The organism is Roseofilum acuticapitatum BLCC-M154 (assembly GCF_030068475.1).
GTDB classification, from domain to species: Bacteria; Cyanobacteriota; Cyanobacteriia; order Cyanobacteriales; family Desertifilaceae; genus Roseofilum; species Roseofilum acuticapitatum.
The window spans coordinates 114,593-139,549 of record NZ_JAQOSP010000116.1; the positions used below are offsets into that span (position 1 = coordinate 114,593).

At 44.7% G+C, this 24,957-nt stretch carries 27 protein-coding genes and 1 tRNA gene; 17 read left to right on the plus strand and 11 right to left on the minus strand.

Annotated features, from left to right (window positions below; all coding sequences use genetic code 11):
* Nucleotides 1-39 precede the first annotated feature (39 nt).
* The 6 genes from PMG71_RS18695 to puuE all read left to right on the plus strand — a co-directional run bounded on the left by PMG71_RS18695 (nt 40) and on the right by puuE (nt 6,461).
* A complete protein-coding gene (locus PMG71_RS18695; protein ID WP_283755236.1) occupies nt 40-1,572 on the plus strand; it encodes an ABC transporter substrate-binding protein in 1,533 nt (510 codons plus the stop codon).
* 31 nt (nt 1,573-1,603) lie between these two features.
* Nucleotides 1,604-3,280, plus strand: a complete 1,677-nt coding sequence (locus PMG71_RS18700; RefSeq protein ID WP_283755237.1) for a SpoIIE family protein phosphatase — start codon at nt 1,604-1,606, stop codon at nt 3,278-3,280.
* A gap of 26 nt (nt 3,281-3,306) precedes the next feature.
* Nucleotides 3,307-4,197 (plus strand): GGDEF domain-containing protein, encoded by an 891-nt coding sequence (locus tag PMG71_RS18705; RefSeq protein WP_283755238.1) that lies wholly within the window; start codon nt 3,307-3,309, stop codon nt 4,195-4,197.
* 297 nt (nt 4,198-4,494) lie between these two features.
* The gene (locus tag PMG71_RS18710; RefSeq protein WP_283755239.1) at nt 4,495-5,070 is read left to right on the plus strand and encodes a slr1658 family protein; all 576 of its coding nucleotides are present in this window, start codon (nt 4,495-4,497) and stop codon (nt 5,068-5,070) included.
* Nucleotides 5,071-5,148: 78 nt separating this feature from the next.
* On the plus strand, nt 5,149-5,511 hold the full coding sequence (locus PMG71_RS18715; RefSeq protein ID WP_283755240.1) for a slr1659 superfamily regulator: 363 nt from the start codon (nt 5,149-5,151) through the stop codon (nt 5,509-5,511).
* A gap of 20 nt (nt 5,512-5,531) precedes the next feature.
* On the plus strand, nt 5,532-6,461 hold the full coding sequence (gene puuE, locus PMG71_RS18720) for an allantoinase PuuE (protein WP_283755241.1): 930 nt from the start codon (nt 5,532-5,534) through the stop codon (nt 6,459-6,461).
* 23 nt (nt 6,462-6,484) lie between these two features.
* Here puuE and PMG71_RS18725 read toward each other — a convergent pair whose 3' ends face one another.
* Nucleotides 6,485-6,850, minus strand: coding sequence for a DUF6464 family protein (locus PMG71_RS18725; protein WP_283755242.1), 366 nt, complete (start codon nt 6,848-6,850; stop codon nt 6,485-6,487).
* Nucleotides 6,851-7,187: 337 nt separating this feature from the next.
* Between PMG71_RS18725 and PMG71_RS18730 the strand changes: the two genes are divergently transcribed.
* Nucleotides 7,188-7,658, plus strand: coding sequence for a M23 family metallopeptidase (locus PMG71_RS18730; protein ID WP_347179336.1), 471 nt, complete (start codon nt 7,188-7,190; stop codon nt 7,656-7,658).
* 80 nt (nt 7,659-7,738) lie between these two features.
* Here PMG71_RS18730 and PMG71_RS18735 read toward each other — a convergent pair whose 3' ends face one another.
* Together PMG71_RS18735 and PMG71_RS18740 are read right to left on the minus strand one after the other, a co-directional pair.
* Entirely contained in the window at nt 7,739-8,719 is a 981-nt protein-coding gene (locus PMG71_RS18735) for an aldo/keto reductase (protein ID WP_283755244.1), read from the minus strand.
* Between the two features lie 27 nt (nt 8,720-8,746).
* Nucleotides 8,747-9,190 (minus strand): VOC family protein, encoded by a 444-nt coding sequence (locus PMG71_RS18740; RefSeq protein WP_283755245.1) that lies wholly within the window; start codon nt 9,188-9,190, stop codon nt 8,747-8,749.
* 43 nt (nt 9,191-9,233) lie between these two features.
* Between PMG71_RS18740 and PMG71_RS18745 the strand changes: the two genes are divergently transcribed.
* Complete coding sequence (locus tag PMG71_RS18745; protein ID WP_283755323.1) at nt 9,234-9,665, plus strand: molybdenum cofactor biosynthesis protein MoaE; 432 nt, start codon at nt 9,234-9,236, stop codon at nt 9,663-9,665.
* Between the two features lie 31 nt (nt 9,666-9,696).
* Here PMG71_RS18745 and PMG71_RS18750 read toward each other — a convergent pair whose 3' ends face one another.
* The 3 genes from PMG71_RS18750 to PMG71_RS18760 all read right to left on the minus strand — a co-directional run bounded on the left by PMG71_RS18750 (nt 9,697) and on the right by PMG71_RS18760 (nt 11,986).
* Nucleotides 9,697-10,125, minus strand: a complete 429-nt coding sequence (locus PMG71_RS18750; RefSeq protein ID WP_283755246.1) for a hypothetical protein — start codon at nt 10,123-10,125, stop codon at nt 9,697-9,699.
* 87 nt (nt 10,126-10,212) lie between these two features.
* On the minus strand, nt 10,213-10,608 hold the full coding sequence (locus PMG71_RS18755) for a nuclear transport factor 2 family protein (RefSeq protein WP_283755247.1): 396 nt from the start codon (nt 10,606-10,608) through the stop codon (nt 10,213-10,215).
* Between the two features lie 193 nt (nt 10,609-10,801).
* Complete coding sequence (locus PMG71_RS18760) at nt 10,802-11,986, minus strand: hypothetical protein (RefSeq protein WP_283755248.1); 1,185 nt, start codon at nt 11,984-11,986, stop codon at nt 10,802-10,804.
* 243 nt (nt 11,987-12,229) lie between these two features.
* Here PMG71_RS18760 and PMG71_RS18765 point away from each other — a divergent pair, with 243 nt between their 5' ends.
* Nucleotides 12,230-13,135, plus strand: a complete 906-nt coding sequence (locus tag PMG71_RS18765) for a S66 peptidase family protein (protein ID WP_283755249.1) — start codon at nt 12,230-12,232, stop codon at nt 13,133-13,135.
* Between the two features lie 428 nt (nt 13,136-13,563).
* Here the strand turns inward: PMG71_RS18765 and rbp are convergent, their stop codons facing one another.
* From rbp to PMG71_RS18790, 5 genes are all read right to left on the minus strand, one after another.
* Nucleotides 13,564-13,833 (minus strand): RNA-binding regulator, encoded by a 270-nt coding sequence (gene rbp / locus PMG71_RS18770; protein ID WP_283755250.1) that lies wholly within the window; start codon nt 13,831-13,833, stop codon nt 13,564-13,566.
* Between the two features lie 547 nt (nt 13,834-14,380).
* Nucleotides 14,381-14,462 (minus strand) — tRNA-Leu (locus PMG71_RS18775).
* Between the two features lie 169 nt (nt 14,463-14,631).
* Nucleotides 14,632-15,540 carry an NF038130 family PEP-CTERM protein gene (locus tag PMG71_RS18780; protein ID WP_283755251.1) on the minus strand — a complete coding sequence of 303 codons (909 nt, stop codon included), beginning with the start codon at nt 15,538-15,540 and terminating at the stop codon, nt 14,632-14,634.
* Between the two features lie 331 nt (nt 15,541-15,871).
* Nucleotides 15,872-17,044, minus strand: coding sequence for an LL-diaminopimelate aminotransferase (locus PMG71_RS18785; protein ID WP_347179337.1), 1,173 nt, complete (start codon nt 17,042-17,044; stop codon nt 15,872-15,874).
* A gap of 58 nt (nt 17,045-17,102) precedes the next feature.
* Nucleotides 17,103-17,426 (minus strand): thioredoxin family protein, encoded by a 324-nt coding sequence (locus PMG71_RS18790; RefSeq protein WP_283755253.1) that lies wholly within the window; start codon nt 17,424-17,426, stop codon nt 17,103-17,105.
* Between the two features lie 220 nt (nt 17,427-17,646).
* Between PMG71_RS18790 and PMG71_RS18795 the strand changes: the two genes are divergently transcribed.
* From PMG71_RS18795 to PMG71_RS18830, 8 genes are all read left to right on the plus strand, one after another.
* Nucleotides 17,647-18,546, plus strand: coding sequence for an alpha/beta fold hydrolase (locus PMG71_RS18795; protein ID WP_283755254.1), 900 nt, complete (start codon nt 17,647-17,649; stop codon nt 18,544-18,546).
* Nucleotides 18,547-18,710: 164 nt separating this feature from the next.
* The gene (locus tag PMG71_RS18800) at nt 18,711-18,971 is read left to right on the plus strand and encodes a DUF4258 domain-containing protein (RefSeq protein WP_283755255.1); all 261 of its coding nucleotides are present in this window, start codon (nt 18,711-18,713) and stop codon (nt 18,969-18,971) included.
* The gene (locus tag PMG71_RS18805) at nt 18,968-19,192 is read left to right on the plus strand and encodes a DUF2283 domain-containing protein (protein WP_283755256.1); all 225 of its coding nucleotides are present in this window, start codon (nt 18,968-18,970) and stop codon (nt 19,190-19,192) included. Before PMG71_RS18800 ends, PMG71_RS18805 begins: the two co-directional genes overlap by 4 nt.
* Nucleotides 19,193-19,406: 214 nt before the next feature.
* Complete coding sequence (locus tag PMG71_RS18810) at nt 19,407-19,631, plus strand: DUF433 domain-containing protein (protein ID WP_283755257.1); 225 nt, start codon at nt 19,407-19,409, stop codon at nt 19,629-19,631.
* Nucleotides 19,619-19,966: a XisI protein gene (locus tag PMG71_RS18815; protein ID WP_283755258.1), complete on the plus strand. Its 348-nt coding sequence runs from the start codon at nt 19,619-19,621 to the stop codon at nt 19,964-19,966. The genes PMG71_RS18810 and PMG71_RS18815 overlap by 13 nt, the downstream gene beginning before the upstream one ends.
* A 126-nt stretch (nt 19,967-20,092) precedes the next feature.
* Nucleotides 20,093-21,025, plus strand: a complete 933-nt coding sequence (locus tag PMG71_RS18820; RefSeq protein WP_283755259.1) for an RpnC/YadD family protein — start codon at nt 20,093-20,095, stop codon at nt 21,023-21,025.
* Nucleotides 21,026-21,192: 167 nt separating this feature from the next.
* Entirely contained in the window at nt 21,193-22,626 is a 1,434-nt protein-coding gene (locus tag PMG71_RS18825; protein ID WP_283755260.1) for a hypothetical protein, read from the plus strand.
* Nucleotides 22,627-23,002: 376 nt separating this feature from the next.
* Nucleotides 23,003-24,925, plus strand: a complete 1,923-nt coding sequence (locus PMG71_RS18830) for an FtsK/SpoIIIE domain-containing protein (protein ID WP_283755261.1) — start codon at nt 23,003-23,005, stop codon at nt 24,923-24,925.
* Nucleotides 24,926-24,957: the final 32 nt, after the last annotated feature.

The following is a 24,957-nucleotide window of genomic DNA, read 5'->3' on the forward strand; positions in this document are numbered from 1 at the left end:
TACTTGCCATCACTGCCTAAGATCCAACTACCATAAATCATGCACATTTCCCTCGATCGCCTCAAAAAATCCATCCTCCCCCTCAGCCTTACATTAGCCCTATCTGCTTGCAATACTCCCCCCCCTCCCATCACCGAAACTCCCACTCCTAGCCCCTCCAGTACCCCAGTAGCAAACCTTCAAGGCATAACCCTAAACGTATTAACCGAAGTTGGCCCCACCATCTCCGAACCCCTCAAACGTCGTGCCCCTGACTTCGAGCGTCTCACCGGAGTCAAGATTAACATCGTCACCGTTCCCTTTGGCCAACTCTATCAAACCATTTTGGACGACTTAAGCCAAGGGAAAAAACAATACGACCTGATCGTATTTGCTCCCCAATGGATGGTCGATTTTGCCGCTCCCGGATACTTAGAAGAATTAAGTGAGCGCATCGCCAACGACCCCGCCCTAGAATGGAACGACATCGCCCCCTTCTTTCGAGAATTTAGCGCCACCTACGACGGCAAAATCTATACCATTCCCCTCGATGGTGACTTTCAAATCGTCTACTATCGCTCCGACTTACTCGCACAAGCAGGACTCAACCCCCCGAAAACCTGGGATTACTATCTAGCCATCGCCCAAACCTTCCATGGAAAAGACCTCAATGGCGACGGCGAACCCGACTATGGCTCTTGTATCGCGAAACAACCCAATTATCATGCCTATTGGATGTTTGGCTCTATTCTCAGCCCCTTGGTTCAAAATCAAGGCACTCGTCAAGGCCTCTTTTTTGACCCTGAAACGATGAAACCCTTGGTCAAAAATGAAGCCTTTGCCAAAGCCTTAGAAATTTATCAACAAACCACCCAATACGCCCCCCCCAATGAAGCGGAACTCACCATTCATGATGTTCGCGATCTCTTTGCTTCTGGTCGTTGTGCCCTCACTTTAGATTGGGGAGATACAGGAACTATTGTTATTAACCCAGAAATTTCCCAAGTGATTGATAAAGTCGGTGCAGACATCACTCCCGGTTCGCGGGAAATTCTAGACCGAGAAACCGGACAATTAGTCCCCTGTGATAAGATTACTTGTCCCTATGCCATTAATGGCATTAATCATGCTCCCTATGCTGCTTTTGGGGGATGGTCAGGTGCGGTCAATGCGGCCAGCGAGGAAAGCCGCAAGAATGCCGCCTATGCTTTTTTATCCTATATGAGTCAACCGGCACAAGCGAATGTGGATGTAACCATTGGTGCAACTGGATTTAATCCCTATCGTTTCTCCCAATATTCTGAACAAAAATTGTGGATTGAAGCGGGAATGAGCGTCGAAGCAGCCCAGAGATATTTAGGCGCGATTGGCTTAAGTTTAAGTAGTGCCAATGTGGTCTTAGATTTGCGGATTCCCCACAATAATCGCTATCAACAGGAAGTCTTAGATCGGGTCTTAGCCGCTTATCTCAGGGAGGAAATCACTACAGAACAAGCCATACAACAAATTGAACAAGACTGGGAAAAGATTACCAATGAAGTGGGGCGAGAGTCTCAACAGCAAGCCTATCGAGCCAGTATTGGGGTTAAATAACCTTGGGGGGTTCCATAGAGGAGGGATAGTTTTGTTGGTTTCTATCAGTCGATGGTATAAGGGGATTCAAAACTGGAGTTTAAGTGCCAAGTTAACGGCTACTTATTCTCTGTTAATTACTCTGGTGGCCGGTTCACTGACACTCAGTTTGTATCTCCAATTTCAAAGGACTCAACGGCAAGCAATTAAGGAGCGTTTGCGCGATATTATTGCCCTATCGGTTCCCCAGATTGATAGTGATTTTCATGCCCTGATTGTTACGCCTAGCGATCGCATCAGCTCCTATTATCAGATTACTCAACAGCGACTCAAAGAGATTCAAGCCATGAGTAACTCCATTAAGCACATTTATACACTCAGAGAAAGCCAAGAAGGATCAATCCGGGTGATTGTAGATTACGCGCCCCCTCCTGCCTCTATCCGCACCGTAGGTACACCCCTAACTCCCATCACTCCCCTTTTAGAAAAAGGGTTAGAGCATATTCAGGAACCCAAAGTAGAGAGCCGGTTTTTCACCAATGCCAAAGGAGAATTAGTCGTTTATGGCTATGCCCCCATTGTCAACTCCATTGGTCGCCTCGATGGGATCTTAGCCATTGAACTCGATGCCTCACCAGTCAGGGAGAGTGAAAAACGAGCGCGGGCGATCGCCTCCATCACCTTTTTGACCAGTCTTCCCCTCGCCCTACTCCTTGGATGGCTCCTCGCTCGCCATCTCACTGCCCCCATTGCCGAGTTAGTAGAAGCAGTCGAGCGTATTGCCCAAGGCGATCGCGACACCCTAGTTCAAGTCCGTACTCAAGATGAAGTCGGCATCCTCGCCCAAACCTTCAACCGCATGAGTCGCCAACTCAAAACCTCCTTTGAAACCCTTGAAGCCAAAGTTGCCCAACGCACCACCCAACTCGCTCAAGCCAATCAAGCCATTACCGCCCTCAACCAGCGCCTAAAACAAGAAAATTTACGGATGGGAGCAGAATTAGAAATCACCCGTAAACTCCAGCAAATGATATTACCTAAATCCGAAGAATTAAGTCAAATTCTCGGCTTAGAAATCGCTGGATATATGGAACCCGCAGCCGAAGTTGGTGGCGATTATTACGATGTACTCGAACAAGATGGACGCATAAAAATTGCGATTGGTGATGTTACCGGCCATGGCTTAGAAAGCGGCGTAGTCATGATTATGGTACAATCGGCTGCCCGCGCCCTACTCGCCAATAATGAAACCAATCCCGTTAAATTTTTAGATGCCCTCAATCGGACAATTTATAATAACCTTGAGCGGATGAAAATAGATAAACATTTAACCTTCATGATCCTCGATTACTACGAAGGTATCCTTAAGCTCAGTGGTCAGCATGAAGAAATTATTATTGTGCGTTCTGGAGGCATAATTGAACGCATAGATACCATAGATCTAGGGTTTCCCATTGGTTTAGATCGCGAGATTTCCCCCTTTATTGCTGAAGAAAATATTCTTTTAAACTCAGGTGATATTGTTTTTCTTTATACAGATGGTGTCACGGAAGCCGAAAATTCAGATGGGGTACACTATGGAGTAAATCGTCTGTGTGAAATTCTCAGGCAAAACTGGCAAAAGTCCGCCGAAGAGATTCGGCAAAGTGTCATTGAAGACATTTTACGTCATATTGACCAACAGAAAATCTACGACGATATTACCTTATTGGTCTTAAAAAAACGATAGCTCTTGACGCTCGAACAATGAAGCCTATGACTGCTGAAATTTCCCCCAAATCTACTCTTTCTTATTCCGGAACATTGACAGCCATGAATATATCCTCTCAATCTCTTCATCAATACCAGAAAGAAATTGAGAAATTGCGGCAAGAAATGGCTCTGCTGAAGCAAGAAAAACATGATTTAGAAATCCTGCTAGAAAATACAGTCGATCATGCTGATACTGTAGAAACCCTGCTCCATGAATCGAATCGCAAACTCCGCGCAGAAATTTTAGAACGCAAGCAAATAGAAAAAGAACTCCAACGCTCGCAAACTGAACTTCAGCGTCTTCTGGAAATCGTCTCTAGGGATAAAGAAGATTTAGAAATTATTTTAGAGACCATTACTGAACATGGCGATTTTATTGAAGAACAAACCCATAAACAAAGTATTCATGATGCTTTGACTCACTTGTATAACCGTCAATATTTGGAAGAAGTTCTCGATCGAGAACTCGATCGCGCCGATCGCTATCACTCTAACTTAGGTTTTGTGATGATTGACATCGATTACTTTAAAGTGTTCAATGACACTTTTGGCCATGATGCTGGAGATAAAGTCTTACAAGCGGTTGGCCAATGCTTACAAGAACAAGTTAAAGAAAAAGGGGTGGCTTTTCGCTATGGAGGAGAAGAATTAACTTTGGTCTTACCCCATCATAATCTTGAACAAACAGCCCAATTGGCCGAACATATTCGTCAAGCAGTTAAAAATATTGAGGTTCATCACCAAGAAAAACTCTTAGCCCCTGTAACCATTTCCCTCGGAGTAGCCTGTTATCCAATCCACGGGCCAACCCCGACAGAATTGATGAAAGCGGCAGATCTGGCCTTGTATCAAGCCAAAAATCAAGGACGCGATCGCGTTATCCTTGCTCATTAACTTTCTCGATCCTAAAATAAACATCCATAGTACAATGAACAAGTGTCATCTCATATATCCCAATTTAAGGAGAAAGAGCATAACCCTATAGTATTTTCAGTTGATTTACATCAACGCACATGAAGGTAAAGCAGCCCAATTGGCCCTCCTCCCCGCCCTCTACTGTCCTGGCACATACATGAAGAGGCATTTAGGGAAAGCCAGGTTATCTCAAGCTGTTCTCTCATGTGAAAATGCTATACATATATAGAAGTTGATTCAGTAGAGCAATCCAAATGGTCAAAGGTGAACTCAAAAATGGCAGAATTTTTTGGTGATTATATCGATAACTTACCAGAGAGTCCAGAATACTTAATTATTGGATTTTCCCCCAGCTCTGTTCCCTTAAAACAGCGTTGGCGCAACAATGGCTTATCAGCAGACTTTCTTGCTGACTATCTGACCACCTTTTTCCCTGCCAAAGATGATGTTACAGAACAACAGCAAGCAGAAGTCAAAAGTGCTGTCAGCTACATTGCCAATGAATTATTAGAAAATGCTATGAAATTTAATGACGAAACTTCAGAATTTCCAATTAGTATTCGTCTCCAAGTTCGCGAGGACAAAATCATATTTTTCACCTCTAACAGTATTCCCCCTAAAGATGTGAGCAAATTTCAAACTTTCTTGCGAAAAATAGAGCAAGTTGATCCACAAACCCTGTACCTTGAACAACTGGAAAATAGCGTCAAAGAAGAGACTCACTCGAATTCAGGATTAGGACTATTAACCATGCTTAATGACTACCTGGCAAAGTTAGGATGGAAATTTGAAAACGTTTCCGACTATCCGGGTGTGGTTAAAGTCACGACTATGGTTCAACTGCCCATATAATGCCATAGAATACTGAATGGTTTGAGGTTAGCGGAAAGTAATCAAGGATAATTCATAGATAACAAGGAGAATAAATGAATGACTACTGAACCCATTCACAGTATCAAAACAGAAGAATATAGAGTAGACTATGATGAAGGAACAAACACCATTAGCTTTCAAGGTTCTCTTCGTTTGAGCGGCATGGAAGAATATGCCCCAATTGTGAAAATTTTGGAAACTATTGCTAACCAAGATCCTCCTGCGATCACCTTAGATTTACTAGAATTGGAATTCCTCAATAGCTCAGGGATTAGTATGCTGTCTAAATTTGTGATTAAAATTCGACAGAAAAAGGAGATTAATATGGTCGTGAAAGGATCAAAAGGTATCCCTTGGCAAGGTAAATCTCTGAAAAATTTACAACGGTTAATGCCTTCCTTAACCTTAGAAATCGAGTAAAACAGTTTAAACTTTTGGTTATGCTCCCTCCATCCCATCGTGAATTGGTCGGTTATGGCCAAAATCCTCCCGATCCCAAATGGCCCAACCAAGCCAGACTTGCCGTTCAATTTGTCATTAATTACGAAGAAGGCGGAGAAAACTGTATTCTTCATGGAGATTCCCATTCTGAATCATTTCTATCAGAAATCATTGGCGCAACTCCATTATATGGCGTTCGCAATATGAACATGGAATCGATCTATGAATATGGCAGTAGAGCCGGATTCTGGCGACTCCATCGCCTGTTTACCCAGCGCCACATCCCCGTGACCGTCTATGGGGTCGCCATGGCCTTAGAGCGCAATCCAAAAGCTGTTGCGGCCATGAAACAAGCAGAGTGGGAAATTGCATCCCATGGTTATCGCTGGATTGACTATCAGCATATCAGCGAGGAAACAGAACGGGAACATATACAAAAAGCTATAGATATTCATACTCAAGTGACGGGATCTCGTCCCTTGGGATGGTATACCGGGCGAGTCAGTCCCCATACTCGCAAATTGGTGGTAGAAGCTGGGGGGTTTTTGTATGATGCGGATAGTTATGCTGATGATTTGCCCTACTGGATCATGGAGTACGGTGCGCCCCATCTGGTGATTCCCTATACTCTAGATACGAATGATATGCGGTTTGCCACTTACCAAGGGTTTAATAGTGGAGATCAATTTTTTACTTATTTGCGAGATGCCTTTGACCTGTTGTATGCAGAAGGTGAAGAGCATCCTAAAATGCTCAGTATTGGTCTGCATTGCCGATTAGCAGGACGACCTGGAAGAGCAGCCGCGTTAGCTCGGTTTTTAGATTATGTGCAACAACAAGAGCAGGTGTGGATTTGTCGTCGGGTAGATATTGCCCGTCATTGGCATAAATATCATTATGTGGAAGATCATTATCCGGAAGATCGTTAGGGCTATATTGAAGGCGATCTTATTTAAGTATTAGGACTTCGCTGTTCATAGAATCGACAGCTAGAACAGGGGCCTTCTGGATAGACTGCACAACGAATCAATTCAGATAAGGCATTAAAGCGACAACTGCTATCACCAATAGTCCACCGTCCATTGACTAAGCTTTGTTCGCTGGGAGGGGAGGAAGGTTGAACATAGAGGGCAATTTTCTGTAAACGATATTGACCCGATTTGAGGCTATAGCGGTGACGACGCTCTAGGACAGTATAGGTTTTGCCTTCAACATGGAGATAGTTGCCTGGTTGGGGAGTCCAATCGAGTTGAACTTTGCCGAGGGTTTGCCGGGGATGGGTAACAATAATCTCTGTGGGTAATGAATCAGGTTCCATTGATAATTAGATAATCTGCTGGCAACAATCCTTTAAGGTATCGCATTGAATCAATTCTGGCTGTCTGGATTTTAGATTTTTTTATAAAATCTAGACCATCTGAAGCCATAATATGGGGTATCCGGATCGGGACAACTGTAATCAGAATAGTCTAAACATGAGTTTTTAAGTACACTATCTAGAGCGATCGCAGAGGGGAATCATGGTAGCACACAAACATGGATTAGGGTTCTGGAAAGCGTTTTTAGGTTTAGGCCTGACTTTGGGGTTGAATACAACCGGGTTGCCGGTTCAAAGTGTGGAGATCGATCGAGGCCAGGTGATTCAGTCTATACCGATGGCTACAATGAGTGGTTGGGAAAGTGCATCCTTTCCGGTGGAAAATTTTGTCGAGTATACTTCCCGGTTTGGGCCGCGCTCTGGAGGGTATCACTACGGCTTAGATTTGGCTGCTCCCTATGGTAGTTATATTCGCAATTGGTGGCAAGGGCAAGTGGTGGAAGTGTGGGAAGATAATCGCTGCGGTACGGGAATTGTGATTGAGTCGGGATATTGGGAGCATATTTATTGCCATGTGCAGGGACGGGTAGGAACCCATCAAGGCCGTCCCTATTTGATGGATCAAGGAGGGGGGATTCTTCTTTGGGAAGGTCAGATGGTGAATGCAGGCGATCGCATTGCTAGAGTAGGTATGACCGGACGCACCAGTGGCCCTCACTTACATTGGGGCTTGAAATATGCCGGTCAATGGGTTGACCCCAGTGTGATTCTATTGGCTATGTCCCAATCTCGCGTTGCTGGACGGTAGGGGGAATCGGGGAATGGGGGAATGGGGAGATGGGGGAAATTGCCTTTTGCCTATTCCCTATTCCCTATTACCCAATTCCTTTAACCCGTCTGAAAAATATTCTTGACCATTCCCTTTTTCAAACCCGCAGCCGCTCGATCGAGTTCATCGATTTCCCCAAGGTTTAAAGACCAACCTAACGCGCCAATATTGTCTTGAGCTTGTCTAACATTTTTAGCTCCAGGAATGGGAATAGTTCCTTTTGCCATACACCAATTTAAGGCAACTTGTGAGGGGGTTTTGTGGCGACTTTTTCCTATTTCTTGCAAACATCCTAAAACCGGTTTCACTTGGGGTAATAATTCCCGAAATAATCCCTTACGCAGTCCTTGGGGAAATGGGCCAGATTCTGTATATTTTCCCGTTAATAGTCCTAATGCTAAGGGACTATAGGCAATCAGTTGGATGCCCAAATCATCACAGACGGCTTTCAAATTGAGTTGGGTAACTGGAGCAGTGGATAAGAGAGAATATTGTACCTGTAGGCTGAAAATGGAAACGCCCCTTTTTTGCAGATGGTTCACCACTTTTTGCAATCGTTTCGGCCCATAATTGGATAAACCAACGGCTTTGACTTTTCCCTGTTCATATAAATCCCCTAACCCATCTAAAAGCGCCCATTCTTGCCAAGGAGCATAATTAGCGGTAGACCAATGCATTTGCACTAAATCAATCGGTCTTTGCAACCGTTGAGCAGATGCCTCTCCAGCTTGTACCATGGCATTTTGGGTTAAGCGCCAAGGATAGGGAGCGAGTTTGGTGGCGATGCAAAGACTATCTCTATTCGTCGCTATGCAACCTTGGGCAAATTGTCCGAGAAGTTTTTCACTTTGTCCGTTTAATTTTCCTGTTCCGTAGGAATCTCCGGTATCAAAGAGGGTAATGCCGTTGCCTATACAAAGATTAAAGACTTTTTGTAATTCTCGATCCATGCTGGGGTCATATTGCCAGAGTAAACGATTGCCCCATGCCCAGGTTCCGCATCCCATTTTGGGTAAAGATAAGGTGGAAGTGTTTGCCATTATGAAGGGTAAATTTGGATTGGGTAACTAATTGGGATCGCAGCGAATTTCGACCAGGAAGCCATCAGGATCGTAGAAGTAAATCCCGCGTCCTGTGGGGCGAGTGACGGGGCCGTGGTCGATGGGAACTTGATGATGATGGAGGACAGAAAGGGCGTGTTCAAAGTCTTCTGGGGCGATGTCAAAGGCGAGATGGTTGGCGCGGGTAAATTGGGTTTTCGGATTGGGGTCTGGGGGGGATAATTGGGGTTCCCAGAAGAGGTCAATAATGATGCCGTCGGGGGTGCGAAAGTTGGCGACTTTTCCGGCAGCGACGAGGTTAATGAGGGTTTCGGGAATTTGATCGCCGGTGAGTTCTTCTAAGCCGAGGATTGTTCCGTAGAAGTGTCGAGAAGCGTCCATATTTTTGACGTTGAGGGCGATATGATGGACGGTTTTAAGATGACCTTGGAGGAGGGGAGGGGAGTTCATGTTTATTTAGTATAGTTAAAGGGTTGATGATGGCTAGGGTGTGATGTTAGAGCAGTTTAAGATTACTTACGATCGCCTGTCTTTAGAGGAAGTGTATCATTTAGCCGAAGATCCTGGCAATGGGGCGATCGCCTTGATGAGTGGTATGGTTCGCAATCAGACTGAAGGTAAACCGGTGATTGCCCTAGATTATCAAGCCTATGAACCGATGGCCCTAGAAGTCTTTAAGCAGATTGCCCAACGGATTCATCAAGCTTATCCTACCGTTAATCGAGTCGTGATTCACCATCGATTGGGATATTTAGAAATTGGTGAAGTGAGTGTGATTATTGCTGTGGGTAGTCCCCACCGTGCCGAAGCCTTTGCTGCTTGTCAGTATGCCATTGATGCGCTCAAGGAGGATGCGCCCATCTGGAAACATGAATGTTGGGCAGATGGGACACAAAGTTGGGTGAAACCGTCAGTGAGGCTTTAAGAAATTGGTGGTCTGATATTAGGCAGACCGTTTATTTGCCTTTTTTTGCCTCTTGACCCGATTTTTGGAATTTACAGGAAATACTAGGAGGAATTCCGAGTTTAATATCAATGACTAAATCTTGGAGAATGGCAATATATACCCCTTCAAGTTTTTCATGAAATCCCTTAGCCATCAAAACCGCTTTTAGGGCAGCAACTAAGAGTTTATTGTTCTCATTTTCGCTAATGATGCGCTCAACCGTGGCATTGTCAATATTATCGACTGAACCGATGAGAGTGGCATTGATTTCCGGTAAAATTCCGGCTTCAATATTAAAGCTTTCAAGGCTTAAACCCAGGTCTTCAGCTAGAGGTAGAAACTTGTTAAATTCATCAATAACTTGTTCGAGTTTATCCTGGGCTGCACCCGCAACTTCGGATGCTTTTTGTTGGGCTTGATTTTTGATGTTGCCAAACATGACTTAAATTGGACTTCAGAATGAGAGAATATTCTGTTTACTATCATGAGGCTCAAGCCTAGTCAAGAAAGAAATCGTTAAATTCTATTAAGTCCCTTTGAGTTGGGCAATCAATTGAGGTTCATCCCAATAGGATGATAACGTTATTATTTTACCGGCTTCATTAAATTCAAATACGCTAATCCCTTCGGTTTGGGCTGTTTTTCCCGTTTTAGAAACAACCTTCATCTGCCATTTGACGGCTGCACCTGTACCCGAAATAAAAGGAGTTTCGGGAGTAATCTCTAGGCGTTCATAAAATTGGGCTAAGAATTGGAAAAAGGCCGTCGCTTTTTCATGGGCGATCGCCGGAGGTTTGCCTACAGGATCGGCAATTTTGGCATCCGGGGTAAAGAGTTCAACCCACCCTTCAGGGTTCATAGCACTCATTTGGGTAAAGTAGCCCTTGAGGGTAGTTTTCATGAGTTCAGGGGACATAGACATAGGGAGATTGATCCACAGCAATATAGCTAGTCTAAATGAATTGTGCAACGAGAAAAGCCCTCTCCCTTTCGTATCCCTCTCCCACAGGATTCTTGACTTTCCCCTTCTCCTGTGGGAGAAGGGGGTAGGGGGATGAGGGGCAGCCATTACATAACTCATTTAGGTTTACTATACTCTACCCGTTTTTCCCGATTCAGAGATAATTGAGGATAAATCGCCGCAAGATTTCAGTAATTTCTGTGGCCATGCGAGCATCAATTTCTGTAGCTTCTTGGTTTTCTCGCGCCTTTTGATCCGGGCCATTTAACGCTTTTGCCCCTCGTAGCGTTAAGGTTAAAGATTTGACTTGATTTTGATATTCAAATTGCACAAAACCAGTGTAAGTCATTTCTGTCCGTCTGCGGGATGAGCTGTAACCAAAGCCCATTTTAGAAAGGATAATAGGGTTTTGGATCTCTACTGCTAAGGTGGCGATCGCCAGATCGACAAATCGAGCCGTATCTTGACCTAAACAAGAGGCCAATAGGTTGATTTTTCCTCCATCTAATCCTGGAATTTGGCCCGATTGGGGGAGATGATCGTGCCATCCTACCATGGACAAGATCCGAGTCAAGGCATAGGCAGGAATCAGGTTTTCTCCCGGTTGACTAGAGCGAGATTTGGATTCAACTGCTGAGAGTCGGATGTTATCAGAATCCACAATTTGAGGGGTAGGGGTAAAGGGTTCTTCTCCATAGAGTCCTTGGAAATTTAAATCCGTTTGTCCTGTGAGATCTTTAACCCACTGTTCTAAGCCTGCATAGGTTTGAAAACATTTTAGGGTCGCGGCGATCGCATTGGAACTGTAATATTTTCCCTCATAGGTCACCAAATCCTCTAAAATCCCCTCTAAGGGATCGTAGTTTTGGCGATAATGCTCCCCATCGCTTACGCGATCGCCAATTGCTAATCCCTCTAAACCTCCCGTCAGTTGTCCGAGGGTATTGATCAGGGGAAAAATCTTAGTAGCGCTCCAAAACTGCACCTTTTCTAGGGCATTTCTACCTAACCATCGAGTTTGAAATTGTCCCTCATGCCATCCCCCCACCGCAATACAGGCATTTTTAATATCGGGATGGAGGAAATCTAAGCCTTGTTCATCTATGATCATCGGCAGCTCGCCCACTGGGGGATACTCCTGGCCAGGGATAGAGCTTAACTGGGGAAGTTGTTTCAGGCGATCGCCATACTCCCCAATCTGATTTCCATAGGGGGAGCGATCGATTCCCCAGTCCAAAAAGGCCAAACGCTCAGAATCACATCCTGCCTCTTGCTCCCAGAATTGGGTATACCACTGTTTTCGGCGATCGCTCAAAGGCACAGCATCGGAGCTAGTCATAAACGGGGTTTAAATAAACATTAGACATCATACCCCAAGGAGTTAACTTATATGATGAGGGGTTTGATCTTCTTCCGGATACTATCGAAATCAGAGAGTATACAGAAATGGTAGATGCACCCTGATGAACTCCTCCAGTTGGGGACAACTGGGGGATTACTTTCTTTCCGTTTTTCCTTCAAACTCCCCAAAAACCAAGGTATCCTAGACAGGGTAGATCTGAATTCCCCTCTCTTTGAGATTATGCCCCTGGCTTTAACGCTCCCTCCTCCCCTACAAGTCGGAGATCGATTAACGGTCATTGCTCCTAGTGGCCCTTTGCAAGAAAAGCAACGTTTTCAAGCCGGTCTAGAACTCTGGCAACAACAGGGATATCAACTCAAGGTAGATGAAAGAATTTATGACCAATGGGGATATCTCGCCGGAAAAGATGGCGATCGCCGCGCTCAGTTACTCGATGCCCTCCAAGATCCCGACTGTCGGGGGATTTTGTGCGTTCGTGGCGGTTACGGAACCACCCGACTTTTAGAACCCTGGATTAAGGATTTACCTTGGCAACAACACCCCAAATGGCTCATCGGCTTTTCTGATATTACTGGACTATTTTGGAGCCAATTTTATCAAGGAGTCGGCGGAGGCATTCATGCTCCCTTACTCACCACTCTGGCTCAAGAACCCCTCTGGTCACGGGAGCGCTTATGGAGTGCTGTACGAGGAGAACCCTTAGCCCCTCTACAAGGTCAAGGATGGGGAGGAGGGCGCAAGCAAGGAATCTTACTGCCCGGTAATTTAACCGTCGCCACCCATCTCCTAGGCACACCCCTACAACCCCCAGTTGAGGGAGTCATTTTAGCCTGGGAAGATGTGGCAGAAATGCCCTATCGAGTCGATCGGATGCTCACCCAGTGGCGGATGAGCGGTCTGTTAAGCCAAGTGCAAGGGATCGCATTAGGTCGATTTAGCCAATGTGAACCCCCGGAAGGACGACCCAGTTTAACCGTAACAGAAGTTTTAGGCGATCGCCTTTCAGATTTAGGGATTCCCATCATTTCAGAGCTACCCTTTGGCCATGATGGCGAAAATGGAGCCTTACCCGTTGGCGCTGCGGTGCGCTTAGATGGAGAAAGAGGAAGACTGGAATTTATTTAATATCAAGTCCGATTATTCATGTCCGCGAAGCGGAAATACCCTAATTAAAAATTTAGGGAGCGAGACGCTCCCACTCCAACAATATCAAGGGATTAGAGGAGTGCGGGCATCTTGCCCGCTTCTTAACAAATTTTCATGTCCGCTTGCGGAAACCGGACTTGATATAAATCCCAGCCCCCTCAACTAGACAGACTTTAAGCAGAAATTGACCATCTCAACTTCACTCATCTGTTTTGCCAATTAGTCCCTATAAAATGGCATTAGCGCAAAGGCTATTGCCAACCAAGTATTGGTATAGCAAGATACTTTTTGAAGGCTATTGATCTGCCTACTTAAAACCCTTGCTCTAACTTCACCGAGTCCATGATTATAATGGGGTCAATTGGCAAACTTGATGAGTTTTTGCTTAATAGTTACTGCTCTAAATCTTAAAATCTTCTCTTGTTACCTCTATCCTCACGGGGTCGAGCTTTGTTCACCGTCAGTGTACGCCCCATCCACTCAGCACCATTAAGTGCAGAAATTGCGCTTTCTTCTTCTTCCTCAGTGGACATCTCTACAAAACCAAACCCTCTCGGCCTACCGGTTTCTCGGTCTGTAGGTAGAGTAATCTGTTTAACGGTTCCATAATCCTTGAAGACTTCTTGTATATCTTCTTGCGTAACCTGGAAAGAAAGGTTACCTACATAAATTGACATCGAGACTTTCCTACAATCAAGGCAAACATCAAAGAATCAGGATTTGGGGAAAATGTTCTTAATATTTAAACGAGTTCACCAATTTCTATTCTCGCTATCCATTCTAGCAGCATGAGATTAATTTTGGGAAGTCCCAAACTAATTCAAGTAAGGGAAGTCGTAGTCAAGAAGAAATCTCCTAAGTCATGAGGGTAATCTCCTTCCTTGAGCGCAGTGGAGGTGAATTCAGAATGTCAAAGAGATTAGTGCCGTGACACAGCTAAAAATGTGCATTAGCGTAGGGTGGGTTAGGCGGCTAATATCAAGTCCGGTTTCCGCAAGCGGACATGACAATTTGTTAAGAAGCGGGCAAGATGCCCGCACTCCTCTAATCCCTTGATATGACTGGAGTGGGAGCATCTTGCTCCCTAGATTTTTAATTAGGGTATTTCCGCTTCGCGGACATGAATAAGCGAACTTGATATAAAACCTAGACTGGGATAGCAATCTCTCAATCCGCCGTAACCCACCATTTTAGGGTTGTCACGGCATTAGGATAGATTAGTGATGCGGATGAAAGGACTTGAACCTTCACTCATTGCTGAACTAGAACCTAAATCTAGCGCGTCTACCAATTCCGCCACATCCGCATGGGCATCACAATCTCTAATCATAGCAGAGAGCTATGCCAATGTCTAGCTTGATTTTGAAAAAGAACAGAAAAAGAGAGCCATATGGCTCTCTTTCTTGTTCTATAGTTCAATTCGGAGGAAATCTGACTTTCTTACCCGATGCATACCAGCTTCACCAGCACTTGACCTAGGCATTCTTGCGGCGCTTGGCAGCAGCAACTAGACCACCGATCGCAGCTAAACCGAGGAGAGCGGAAGGCTCAGGAACATCAACGGGGTCGGGGTTGGGCGTGCCGACGGTGAATTGGAAGTTGCGGGTGAAGGAGAAGTTATCACCCGCATCGACGACACCAGAGGCATAGGAATTTTCTCCAAAGCTGTAGGCGTATTCCCAGTTTGTACCGCCATCTAAGCTGTATTTAACGACTTCACTAGCTTTCATGGAGTTAAAGAGAAGGTACTGACCCATATCTTTTTCAAAATCTTCCATCTTACCGGCAGCCATATATTCCGCCAACTTCGGCTCTTTAATTTGCAGACCACTAGCGAAGGTGTCATGACCGGCTAATTCAAAGGAGAATTCCCCATTGTTGCTGGTGACGGATTGGATGTTGGGGTCGCTCAGGCGTTGGAAAACATTTTTGCCAGACAATTGGGGATCGTATTTTATAGCCATTAAAAGATCAGAGCCAGAGCTAATACCCAATTGACCAAACTGAGCGTCGTAAGTATTATAAATTCCGTTAGTCCAGTCAGTGCCCAAGCTACCTAACCAGTCAGCTTGACCGACGGAACCAAACATGATGCTGCCGTCGGTGAAGTTAGCGGTTAAGGTAGAGGCGGTTTCATTTCCCCAGCCGTAGTCGATGTTGTCATCTAGCTCAACGCTACCTGCACTTCCGAGAGCATCGATAATAGCTGCGCTACCGTTGCTACCAGAGAGTTCTACTTCTCCCGCATTAATTTGTTCAAATACGCGAACATCTCCAGTTGTGCTGACTCCGGTTAGAGTACCGGCAAAGGCGGGAGCGCCAAGGACGCTAACACCAGCGACGACGGAAGCACCCATAGCGATTTTTTTCATAGTGTTAAACATAGTTTCAGTCTCCTAGAATTTTTTAAGCGTGTTGGCTGTCTGAGTAATGGTTCAGGTTGTTTGGAAGTTGGTTTCCTCTCAACTGATGCCTATCTTAAGCTGCTGTTTGGGGAAGGGATGTGACCGAGTTCACTCAAGGAACGTGATTGTTATTCTTTGAAAAAACCCTTTTCTTCCCAGAGCTGGGGATAGGTGAGTTGAGAAAAGTTGTTTCCGTTCAACTTGTTCCTATCATAGCCTGAAACCCTTGCCCTGTGGTGAAGTTACCATGAAGATTCCATCAAGTTTCGATAAAGTTTTCCAGGGTATTCAGATTCAAGTTTCCGTATTTTTACGATCGCAGAAACTCGCCGATCCGAGTGGCTGCCTGTTGCAGTATGTGGGGGTCGTGAACGAGGGCAAAACGGACGAAACCCTCGCCATTGGGGCCAAAACCGGCTCCGGGGGAGGCGGCTACCCCTGTGGTTTCCACGAGTTTGGTGCAGAAGTCAACTGAGTGTTTTTCCCATTTTTTCGGTAGTTTTGCCCAGACAAACATGGTAGCGGCGGAGGGAGCAATGGGCCAGCCGATGTCGTCCATGGCGCGAATAAAGGCATCTCGGCGCTGTTGGAAGCGGTTAATGGTGGTCTGGATATGGGTTTGGGAGCCTTGGAGTGCGGCGATCGCCCCATTAAAAATCCCCTGGTACTGATTAAAGTCTACGACTGCCTTAACCTGCCGCAGTCCGGCGATCAGTTCAGGATTCCCAATGGCATAACCCACCCGAAACCCGCCCATACTGTAGGTTTTGGACAGGGAGAAGAATTCAATGGAGATGGCTTTATCGGGGTCTGCTTGCAGGACGGAAGGGGACGCAGGTTTGCCATCAAAGACGAATTCGGCATAGGGGGCATCATGAATCAGGGCGATATTGTGGCGCAAACAGAGATCGACGGCTTCTTTGAAGAAGGAGAGGGGAGCAGTAGCGGAGGTGGGATTATGGGGATAGTTCAACACCATCATCCGCGCTTTGTCTAAGACGGATGCGGGAATATCGCTAAAGTTGGGTAAAAATCCGTTGTTTTCGCGCAAGGGCAGGGTGTAGAGTTCGCCCCCAGCAAAGTAAACTCCGCCATAGTGGGAGGGATAGCCGGGATCGAGAAGGATGGCGATATCTCCAGGGTTGAGGAGGGCTAGGGGGAGATGGGCGGTTCCTTCTTGGGAACCAATGAGGGCGAGGACTTCGGTTTCGGGATCGACGGGAATGTTGTATTTATCGGTGTACCATTTAGCGCAGGCTTGGCGGAAGGGGAGGGTACTGTTAAAGAGTTGATAGCCATGGGTGCGGGTATCGGGGAGGGTTTTGGCGATCGCCTCTATCACCTGGGGAGCAGTGGGTTGATCGGACGATCCCAAGGATAAATCGATGACTTCTAAACCGGCAGCTCTGGCTTTTCCTTTGCCGCGATCCATGTCAGCAAAGACATTATGTTCAAAGGATTTGAGGCGATCGGCAAAACGAATCATGGGACGGGGGATGGGGAGATGGGGAGATGGGGGGATGGGGAGATAGGGGGAAGGGTTACAGGTGGGGTTCGATCAGTTCGACTAATTTTTGTTGGGTGAGCGCTCCTTCTCCAGAAGCTGCGAGTTTTCCTGATTTGAATAGGCGCAGTCCGGGAACTCCTTCTACGGCATAAGCTTTCACGGATTCTGGGTTGGGGTCTACTTCCATTTTGACGACTTTTAGGCGATCGCCGTATTCACTGGCTATTTTATCAATTGAAGGACTCACCAAGCGACAAGGACCACACCAAGAAGCCCAAAAGTATACCAGTACAGGTTGAGAGGCTTTGAGGACTTCAGATTCAAATTGAGCGTCGGTAATCGTAATCGGGGTACTCATAAGGAACTCGGATAAACAATTTAGACCAGTCTTGGAAGACCCATTTTAGGTTAGCTTAGGTTATTATACCCTGATTCGGGACTTTCCCTTTACTCAACTAATTTTAAGCGATAGCGATCGCTCAGGCGGTGATGACAGACTTAAATTCTGAAGCCTCGCTATTGTAAGCTATTGCCTATTGCCTATTGCCTATTGCCTAGCGCGAAGCGCTCTAATTTCCATGAATCCTATTTTTGCTTCTGAGCTGAATACTTTTACAGAAGAGACTTCTATCCGGATGATCCAAGCGATCCAAGAGCAGGCGATCGCCACTCCCTTAAGTCCCGAACCGATTATGAGCGCCTATGTGCATCAGGGCAATGGGGGCACTCCGATTGTCTTATTGCCGGGGTTTGATAGTTCCCTATTAGAGTTTCGGCGGTTATTGCCCTTGTTGGCTCAACATCAGGAGACTTGGGCGATCGATTTATTCGGGTTTGGCTTTACGGAAAGACGGCCCGATTTACCCGTTAATCCAGAAGCGATCAAGACTCATTTATACTCCGTTTGGCAAACCCTAATCCAAAAACCGGTAATTTTAGTCGGCGTTTCCATGGGAGGCGCAACGGCGATCGACTTTAGTCTGAGCTATCCCGAAGTGGTAGAACAGTTAGTCTTAATTGATAGTGCCGGATTTGCTAACGGTCAAGCCATCACCGCCAAATGGTTAAAACCCCTGGTTTATGGAGCAGCTAATTTTTTACGTCAACCTTGGGTGAGGCAATCTGTAGCCGTCCAAGCCTATTATGACCGTAAATGGGCTTCTGTGGATGCCCGGCTCTGTGGAGCGCTGCATTTAAAGATGCCCTATTGGACAGAAGCCATGGTTAGTTTTACCCTCAGTGGCGGCTATAATCACATGGCGGATAAAGTAGGAAAAGTCACTCATCCGACGCTGGTTTTATGGGGAGAAGGCGATCGCATCCTCGGCACTGCTGATGCTGCCAAATTCGAGAAAGCCATCCCCCACTCTAAACTGATTTGGATCGAGCAGTCTGGCCATACTCCCCATTTAGAGCAACCGCAAAAAACCGCCGAACTCATTTTAGAACACTGTAGCCAACCCTCCTTAAAACTATGAGTAAACTAGAAAAACATCATTCTGGAAGAATGGAATGATGAAGATCGAGATTAAGCCGCAAACCTGGCAAGATTATCTGAACATAAGCTATCCCATTACACTATACCCGGAAGCCGAGGGAGGGTATACCGTGGCGATCGCACTAAATAATCATGATTTAAGTAATGAATTTCCAATTTTCCAATCATGCTTTAGAAGAGATCCAAAAACGGAATATTCCTATGGTTTTGATAGAAGCAGTATTATGGAGTCCCCAACAAACCCTAAAACAAAGTGAAGATATTGCAATTTATCAATCTCAACTGGACTTTGGTACGGGGAAACTATACTTGCTACGAGTTTTTATTAACATTACTGTCGATCCCCAACTGGTAGTTACAGTTTATCGCACCAGTAAAATTCAAAAATATTGGAGGAACCCATGAAAATCAAATATGATCGCCAAGTTGATATCCTACGCATCACCTTTAAAGAAGCAATGATTACCGAAAGTGACGAAGAAACACCCGGTATGATCCTAGACTTCGATGAGAATGGTAATGTCGTCGGGATCGAGATCCTGCGAGCCTCTCAGCACATTGACAACCCTGAAGGCATAGAATACAGTATCAGTCCATCAATACTGATATCGTCGAAACTAACCTGAGTCAGGCTCAAACTATAGCTAGTCTAAATGAGTTGTGCAACAGGAAATGCCCTCTCCCTAATCCCTCTCCCACGGGAGAGGGACTTCTGCTCCCCTTCTCCCTTCGACTTCGCTCAGGGCAGCGCCTGCGGGAGAAGGGGCTGGGGGATGAGGGGCAGCTATTACATAACTCATTTAGGTTTGCTATATCAATCCAAGCATCCCATAAAAAACAATGACTGAATCCCTATTAGAACGTATTTCCATCGATCCTCACCTCTGTCATGGTAAACCCTGCATCCGAGGATTACGCTACCCTGTGGAATTCTTGCTTGAGCTGCTCAGTTCCGGTATGACTCATGAAGAAATCTTGACTGACTATGATGATTTAGAAGAAGGGGATATTTTAGCGGTACTCTTGTTTTCAGAGCAGGAGGTGATTGTGTCATGGATGAGCTAGAACAATATCGGACAGTCATCAAAACACTGTTGTCGGAATTTACCACTCGTCAATATGCTAATCCTGATATCTTAGAACTTCAAAATAAAACTGTATTTGACACCACTCAAGACCATTATGTTGTCATGTCCGATGGCTGGAACAAGAATGGTTCTCGTATCCATGGCTGTTTGATGGATATTCAGATTATCAATGGTAAAATTTGGATTCAACGGGATGGTACAGAATACGGTATTGCCCTCGATTTAATGGAGGCGGGAATTCCCCAAGATAGGATTGTCTTGGGATATAAAGAACCCTCCATTCGCCCCTATACTGGATTTGCGATCGCTTAACAAGATTAAGCCGCAAACCTTGCAAGATCATCTGAACATAAACTATCCCATTACAAGGGTATACGGTGGCGATCGCCCCAACTGTAATAAAATAGAGTATCAATCCTACTCAAACCCTCTCTTGTCGTGACGCGCCAACCCCACGATCAATTTGCCAAACAGTACCTAAAAGAACTGCTTGAACCCTTGGGATTCGTAGAAATTAGTCGGGAAATTCCAGGGGAAACTCTGGCTATTGACCTGATTTTTGAGCCATCCCCTAAACCGCCAAACAACCCTCCAGCCTTGGGTTTACTCTCTCAACTCGCTTCGACTCCTTGTTTATTAGAACCCTATCGCAACTGTCCTAGTAATCCAGAAATTCGCAACTGTATTCTCAAGCTGTTCCATGTCCATGCAGAACTCCAACGTCAGGCAAAACGGGAACAGCGAACCCTGGAGGAAGAGCAATTGCCTCGACTATGGATGTTAACGCCAACTGTTTCTGAGAAAGTCTTAGAAGGATTAGGCGCTCGTCCTGACTTAAAACAATGGTGTACAGGGGTGCATCTTTTAGCAAAAACACTCAAAGCGGGGATTATTGCCATCAACAAGCTCCCAGAAATCCCAGAAACCTTATGGTTAAGGATGTTGGGGAAAGGAGGAACCCAAAAAAGAGCGATCGAACAAGTGCTGGAGCTACCCAGAGAACATCCTCAACGGCGCAATATTTTAGAGCTAGTGGGGATATGGCGGATTAATGTAGCCAGTAAAATAGAACTCGAACCAGAAGAAAGGGAGTTGATTATGGAGTTATCACCAGCGTATCTAAAATGGCGAGAAGATACCTTGCAACAAGGGATTGAACAAGGGATTGAACGGGGGATTGAACGGGGGATTGAACGGGGACAGCGCTTGATGGTTGAAGCCTTATTACGAACTCGGTTTGGTGAGTTAGATGAGGTGCTTTTGGGCATCATTGACGCTTTGTTGCTCTTGTCTCCGGATGAGTTTATGCCTTTGTGTTTGCAGTTATCCCGTGAGGAGTTGTTGGAGCGATTTGGCGATCGCCAATCTTAAACATATCATTTCTAAATACATTCCCTTCCTGTCGGTGACAGCCGACACATTTGCCCTCTCCCCTGGGAAAGGGCAAAATCTGATAGACAAACCTTGACAGCCCACCGAACTGAGACTTATTCTATACTCTAGGGTAAGCTACTGAATATACACCCAGGTGTAGAGCCATGGACTTCTCAGAGATTCAGCCGGTATCGCTCAACTCCCATCTTGGGCAACCGATTTCGATTAATAACGCTGCCGATCTAAGTCTGTGTTTTAACAGTATGGCTAATGTGGGCGATCGCGTCGAGATGTTCTTCTCCATCGCCGAAAACGACCCCAAAGTAGCCATCCGCTCCTTCATCACCGTCATCCGCAATTCAACCAGCGCCCCCATTCGCGCTCTAGCCATTCAAAGTTTGGGGAAAGTTGCCCAACCCTACAAGCAACTGTTAGCTTCTTGTGAGTCTCAAGAAAGCCAAGATTTATTAAAGCTCCTCTGTGCTGAAGTTCAAAGTCGAAAAAACGATCTCACCACTTGGGCTGCCCTAGAAGCCTTGAAAGAAATTGGATTTTCACCAGACAATATACAGCATCCAGATGGGGGTAATTTATCCGAGCCACCTAGACGAATTCAAAATGAACTTCTAGACCGGCAAGTTGCACAAATAACTAAAATCAAACCAGCCAATACTAGAGGACAGACCACCGCAGAATATGAAAGATTTTTAGAGTTTTGGGCTTATGGCCCAATATCAGAATTATTTAATGAAAATCTTCGGCACTTTAATTACTTAAACCTTGTCCGAGATGTTCTTCACCTTACTCAAATTCGAGGAGTCCAGTTAGGGTTAAGTGCCAATAACCAAACTGTTAGGGAAGAATCTTTCACAAAAATTCAGGAAATATTTCGAGGTTACTCTGACTCTCAAGACAAAAAATTCAGAAAAGCGTTGGAGAACACTCTTAAGATCCGTTTCTTGAAAGAAGACAAAAGCCAAGATGCTGATTTAGGAAAATTAACTCGTGCAATTCTCTATAATGAGCTAACGAAAACAGATTATACAAATTCTGATTTGCAAGAAATGACCGTCAAGGAAATGGAAGCAACAGCCGCTTTTATGCAGAAACAATCTTGTGATATTTCTACAATTTTTTCATCTGCCATAGAAGTTTTACACAATACTGAATTAAGTATGTTTCTAATCAAAATTCAAAAGAGCTACTTGGATCGACTAAAACCATGCATAACAATGCTAGGCAAACGGATAGAGTTGCTTCGAGCAGAAATACTTAGAGTATATCATAACGTCAATCTATTGAACGAGATATTTCAAGACATTAGCAGAATCAATTTTAAAGAACTCGATGACAGTCGAATAAATACACATTCTTCAACCAATCGCAGTCTTTACGATTCGGTGGAATATGATGAACTCTGTTTCGCGCAACAATCGAATACTTTATATCGCGAACAATTCTTAAAAATACAACATGCAGGAATACCAAGATCATTGACAGAGTGCAGAAAATTAGACATTGAACTAGATTCCGTAAAGCGCAATTTACAAAGCCAAATTTGTAATTGTTTAGACTCACAGAAAAAGCTGATTAATTAAACACATATCAAACTAGAAAGGAATACTATATGCTTCGATGTTTTTTAGAACTATTAATTTCAAATCTATGGTGTATATCTACTTACATTGTTCTCGCAGTTCTCATAGCTATTAATGCCCAGTATGAAGTTGCAATCTGGTTTATTTTCCTTTTAACGATTTTTTTCGGGACTGCAATTGTCGGGAGTAGTCATAATTTAATCAGGTATAAGAAGATTCGTGAAAGGCATAAGCAGTTGACTGCTATTTCAGATAAGTTGCAGGAACAATGGAAGTCATGAATAGCAATTTTACTTTCAATTTTGATGTCACTTTTAGAGGACAAAAGAATAGCCCACAATTTATCCAACATATCCTCTCTAACCAGAACACACTATTGCCATTAATCTCTCAACTAGATCTGGGCCTAGTCTTATCTTGGAGATACTTATATACTCCATCGATAAAACAGTCTATCAAGCTATTACTATCTATAAAAAAAACATCAAGATTTGAGGATTTTAACCGAATTCAACAGATTGCTAAAATCTTAAAAAGAAGTAGTTTTAGCCAATTCTATGATTTCCGACTTATAGATGGGCATTTTCTGGAACTGAATTGGGTACACTCGGTCAGCGAAGTCATTAAACATGCAGAATTAATCAATCCACCCGGATTAACTGGATACCTACCCCATAGTTTTGAAACCCATTTACAGGACAACGAGTTTTCCTTACTCAACTTCCTACAAAGCGCCGGATATCAAGACTTAATCTTAGAAATTTCCCTACAAACCCATAACCCTGTAACTGAACCAACCCATTGGAAACCCGCACTCGACGACTTAGTAGAGCGCCTCAACAAAAGCGAACATCGCAAAAACCCTGAAACCAACCAAGCGCTCCAACTCTACAGAAAATATCAAACTCATTACGCCAACACTCAGCTTTTCACCTACAACATCAAAGCATTAGGAAAAAATCCCACAGATACCTTTGCCATTCTGCAAACCCTACTCGAACTCACCACTCCCAACACCGCCAAACCTATCCCCTCCATTCTCACCTTTCAACCCGGTGATGCTCGATTCCAAGAGCATTTACAAGCTACGGAAAATGTTCAAGTTGTTCAGACTCTTGACTGGGAAGGTTGGCAAACAGAAACCGGTCAACAACTCGCACAGAAATCCATCAAAGACACCATTCAATCCGGTGGAATACTCAGCAGCTTAGATGATGGTTCCCTCAGTTTTCCCACCATTTCCTCCCGTTCCACCTTCTCGCAACCCCAACAACCCTCCCTCTCTACCTCCACTAATGCCAACCCTAACCCCAACTCCAGCGATTTAGTCCTACGAAAAGATTCATCCCTCGCCAAAATCTTCCAACCCCAACATCCCAAAGTCGAACACTTAAAACCCCTACAGCGACTCACCACCTACGAAGAAATCCAAGGCTTCTTGCAATTCTTCACTCCTCCCCCATCCACCACAACCACCAACCCACCCACCCTATCCGCAGAAGAAATCTTTAACCAATACAAACACCTGATTACCTCAGACACCTACATCATCGGACTCGATGACAACGGTAACCCCGTAACCTCCAGTTGGGCCGAAATTCCCCATCGTCTCATCGCAGGTTCAACAGGTGCAGGAAAAACAAACTTTATCAACTGGCTCATCTTTCAATTTCTCTATGTGAATCCTAGACGAAAAGTTTATATTGCTGACTTTAAGGGGATTGACTTTAACTATCTAAAGAAACTTTCATTATCTATTGAAATCGTTAATTCTGTTGAAGGTTGCCAAGAAATGGTAGAAAAAATTAATCGCAAAGAATATACAGAACGGGTGCGGTTAATGCAGGAGATTGACGCAGATGATTTCAAAGATCTCCAGGAAGAAGGTATAGATATAGACCGCACTCTTTGGATTATTGACGAAGCGGCTGATATTGCTGACGAATCATCCAGTTTGAAAAAAACAATTGAGAAATGCTTAAAACAAATTACTCGAAAAGGGCGTAGTTTTGGTATACAAATCCTCTATTGTAGTCAGCGACCAACTTCTGAAGTGATTACTAAACAAGTTTTAGATCAATGTGAAGAGAAGGTTGTATTTAGAGTTTCTAACGGTGCTAGTCAACTGATATTAGGTGGTGATATAATTGCCGGGGACATCCCCAAAAATGCTCGTGGTCGAGCGTGGTTAGATGGTTCTGCGGGTAGAATGTTTGTTAATGTTCCCAAAATGGAAAAACCTAAAGGAACAAAAATTCCTATATCAAAGACCCTCTGGCGCTATTTTGAATCTGAGTAACTGACTTTCTTTTCAATTACAGGAGCAAATAT

Bases quoted from the DNA above. Each gene is read 5' to 3' on its own strand.
- PMG71_RS18695 (WP_283755236.1), top strand. From the start codon at position 40: ATGCACATTTCCCTCGATCGCCTCAAAAAATCCATCCTCCCCCTCAGC.
- PMG71_RS18705 (WP_283755238.1), top strand. From the start codon at position 3,307: ATGACTGCTGAAATTTCCCCCAAATCTACTCTTTCTTATTCCGGAACA.
- PMG71_RS18710 (WP_283755239.1), top strand. From the start codon at position 4,495: ATGGCAGAATTTTTTGGTGATTATATCGATAACTTACCAGAGAGTCCA.
- PMG71_RS18715 (WP_283755240.1), top strand. From the start codon at position 5,149: ATGACTACTGAACCCATTCACAGTATCAAAACAGAAGAATATAGAGTA.
- puuE (WP_283755241.1), top strand. From the start codon at position 5,532: ATGCTCCCTCCATCCCATCGTGAATTGGTCGGTTATGGCCAAAATCCT.
- PMG71_RS18725 (WP_283755242.1), bottom strand. From the start codon at position 6,850: ATGGAACCTGATTCATTACCCACAGAGATTATTGTTACCCATCCCCGG.
- PMG71_RS18730 (WP_347179336.1), top strand. From the start codon at position 7,188: ATGGCTACAATGAGTGGTTGGGAAAGTGCATCCTTTCCGGTGGAAAAT.
- PMG71_RS18735 (WP_283755244.1), bottom strand. From the start codon at position 8,719: ATGGCAAACACTTCCACCTTATCTTTACCCAAAATGGGATGCGGAACC.
- PMG71_RS18740 (WP_283755245.1), bottom strand. From the start codon at position 9,190: ATGAACTCCCCTCCCCTCCTCCAAGGTCATCTTAAAACCGTCCATCAT.
- PMG71_RS18745 (WP_283755323.1), top strand. From the start codon at position 9,234: ATGTTAGAGCAGTTTAAGATTACTTACGATCGCCTGTCTTTAGAGGAA.
- PMG71_RS18750 (WP_283755246.1), bottom strand. From the start codon at position 10,125: ATGTTTGGCAACATCAAAAATCAAGCCCAACAAAAAGCATCCGAAGTT.
- PMG71_RS18755 (WP_283755247.1), bottom strand. From the start codon at position 10,608: ATGTCTATGTCCCCTGAACTCATGAAAACTACCCTCAAGGGCTACTTT.
- PMG71_RS18760 (WP_283755248.1), bottom strand. From the start codon at position 11,986: ATGACTAGCTCCGATGCTGTGCCTTTGAGCGATCGCCGAAAACAGTGG.
- PMG71_RS18765 (WP_283755249.1), top strand. From the start codon at position 12,230: ATGCCCCTGGCTTTAACGCTCCCTCCTCCCCTACAAGTCGGAGATCGA.
- rbp (WP_283755250.1), bottom strand. From the start codon at position 13,833: ATGTCAATTTATGTAGGTAACCTTTCTTTCCAGGTTACGCAAGAAGAT.
- PMG71_RS18780 (WP_283755251.1), bottom strand. From the start codon at position 15,540: ATGTTTAACACTATGAAAAAAATCGCTATGGGTGCTTCCGTCGTCGCT.
- PMG71_RS18790 (WP_283755253.1), bottom strand. From the start codon at position 17,426: ATGAGTACCCCGATTACGATTACCGACGCTCAATTTGAATCTGAAGTC.
- PMG71_RS18795 (WP_283755254.1), top strand. From the start codon at position 17,647: ATGAATCCTATTTTTGCTTCTGAGCTGAATACTTTTACAGAAGAGACT.
- PMG71_RS18800 (WP_283755255.1), top strand. From the start codon at position 18,711: ATGAATTTCCAATTTTCCAATCATGCTTTAGAAGAGATCCAAAAACGG.
- PMG71_RS18805 (WP_283755256.1), top strand. From the start codon at position 18,968: ATGAAAATCAAATATGATCGCCAAGTTGATATCCTACGCATCACCTTT.
- PMG71_RS18810 (WP_283755257.1), top strand. From the start codon at position 19,407: ATGACTGAATCCCTATTAGAACGTATTTCCATCGATCCTCACCTCTGT.
- PMG71_RS18815 (WP_283755258.1), top strand. From the start codon at position 19,619: ATGGATGAGCTAGAACAATATCGGACAGTCATCAAAACACTGTTGTCG.
- PMG71_RS18825 (WP_283755260.1), top strand. From the start codon at position 21,193: ATGGACTTCTCAGAGATTCAGCCGGTATCGCTCAACTCCCATCTTGGG.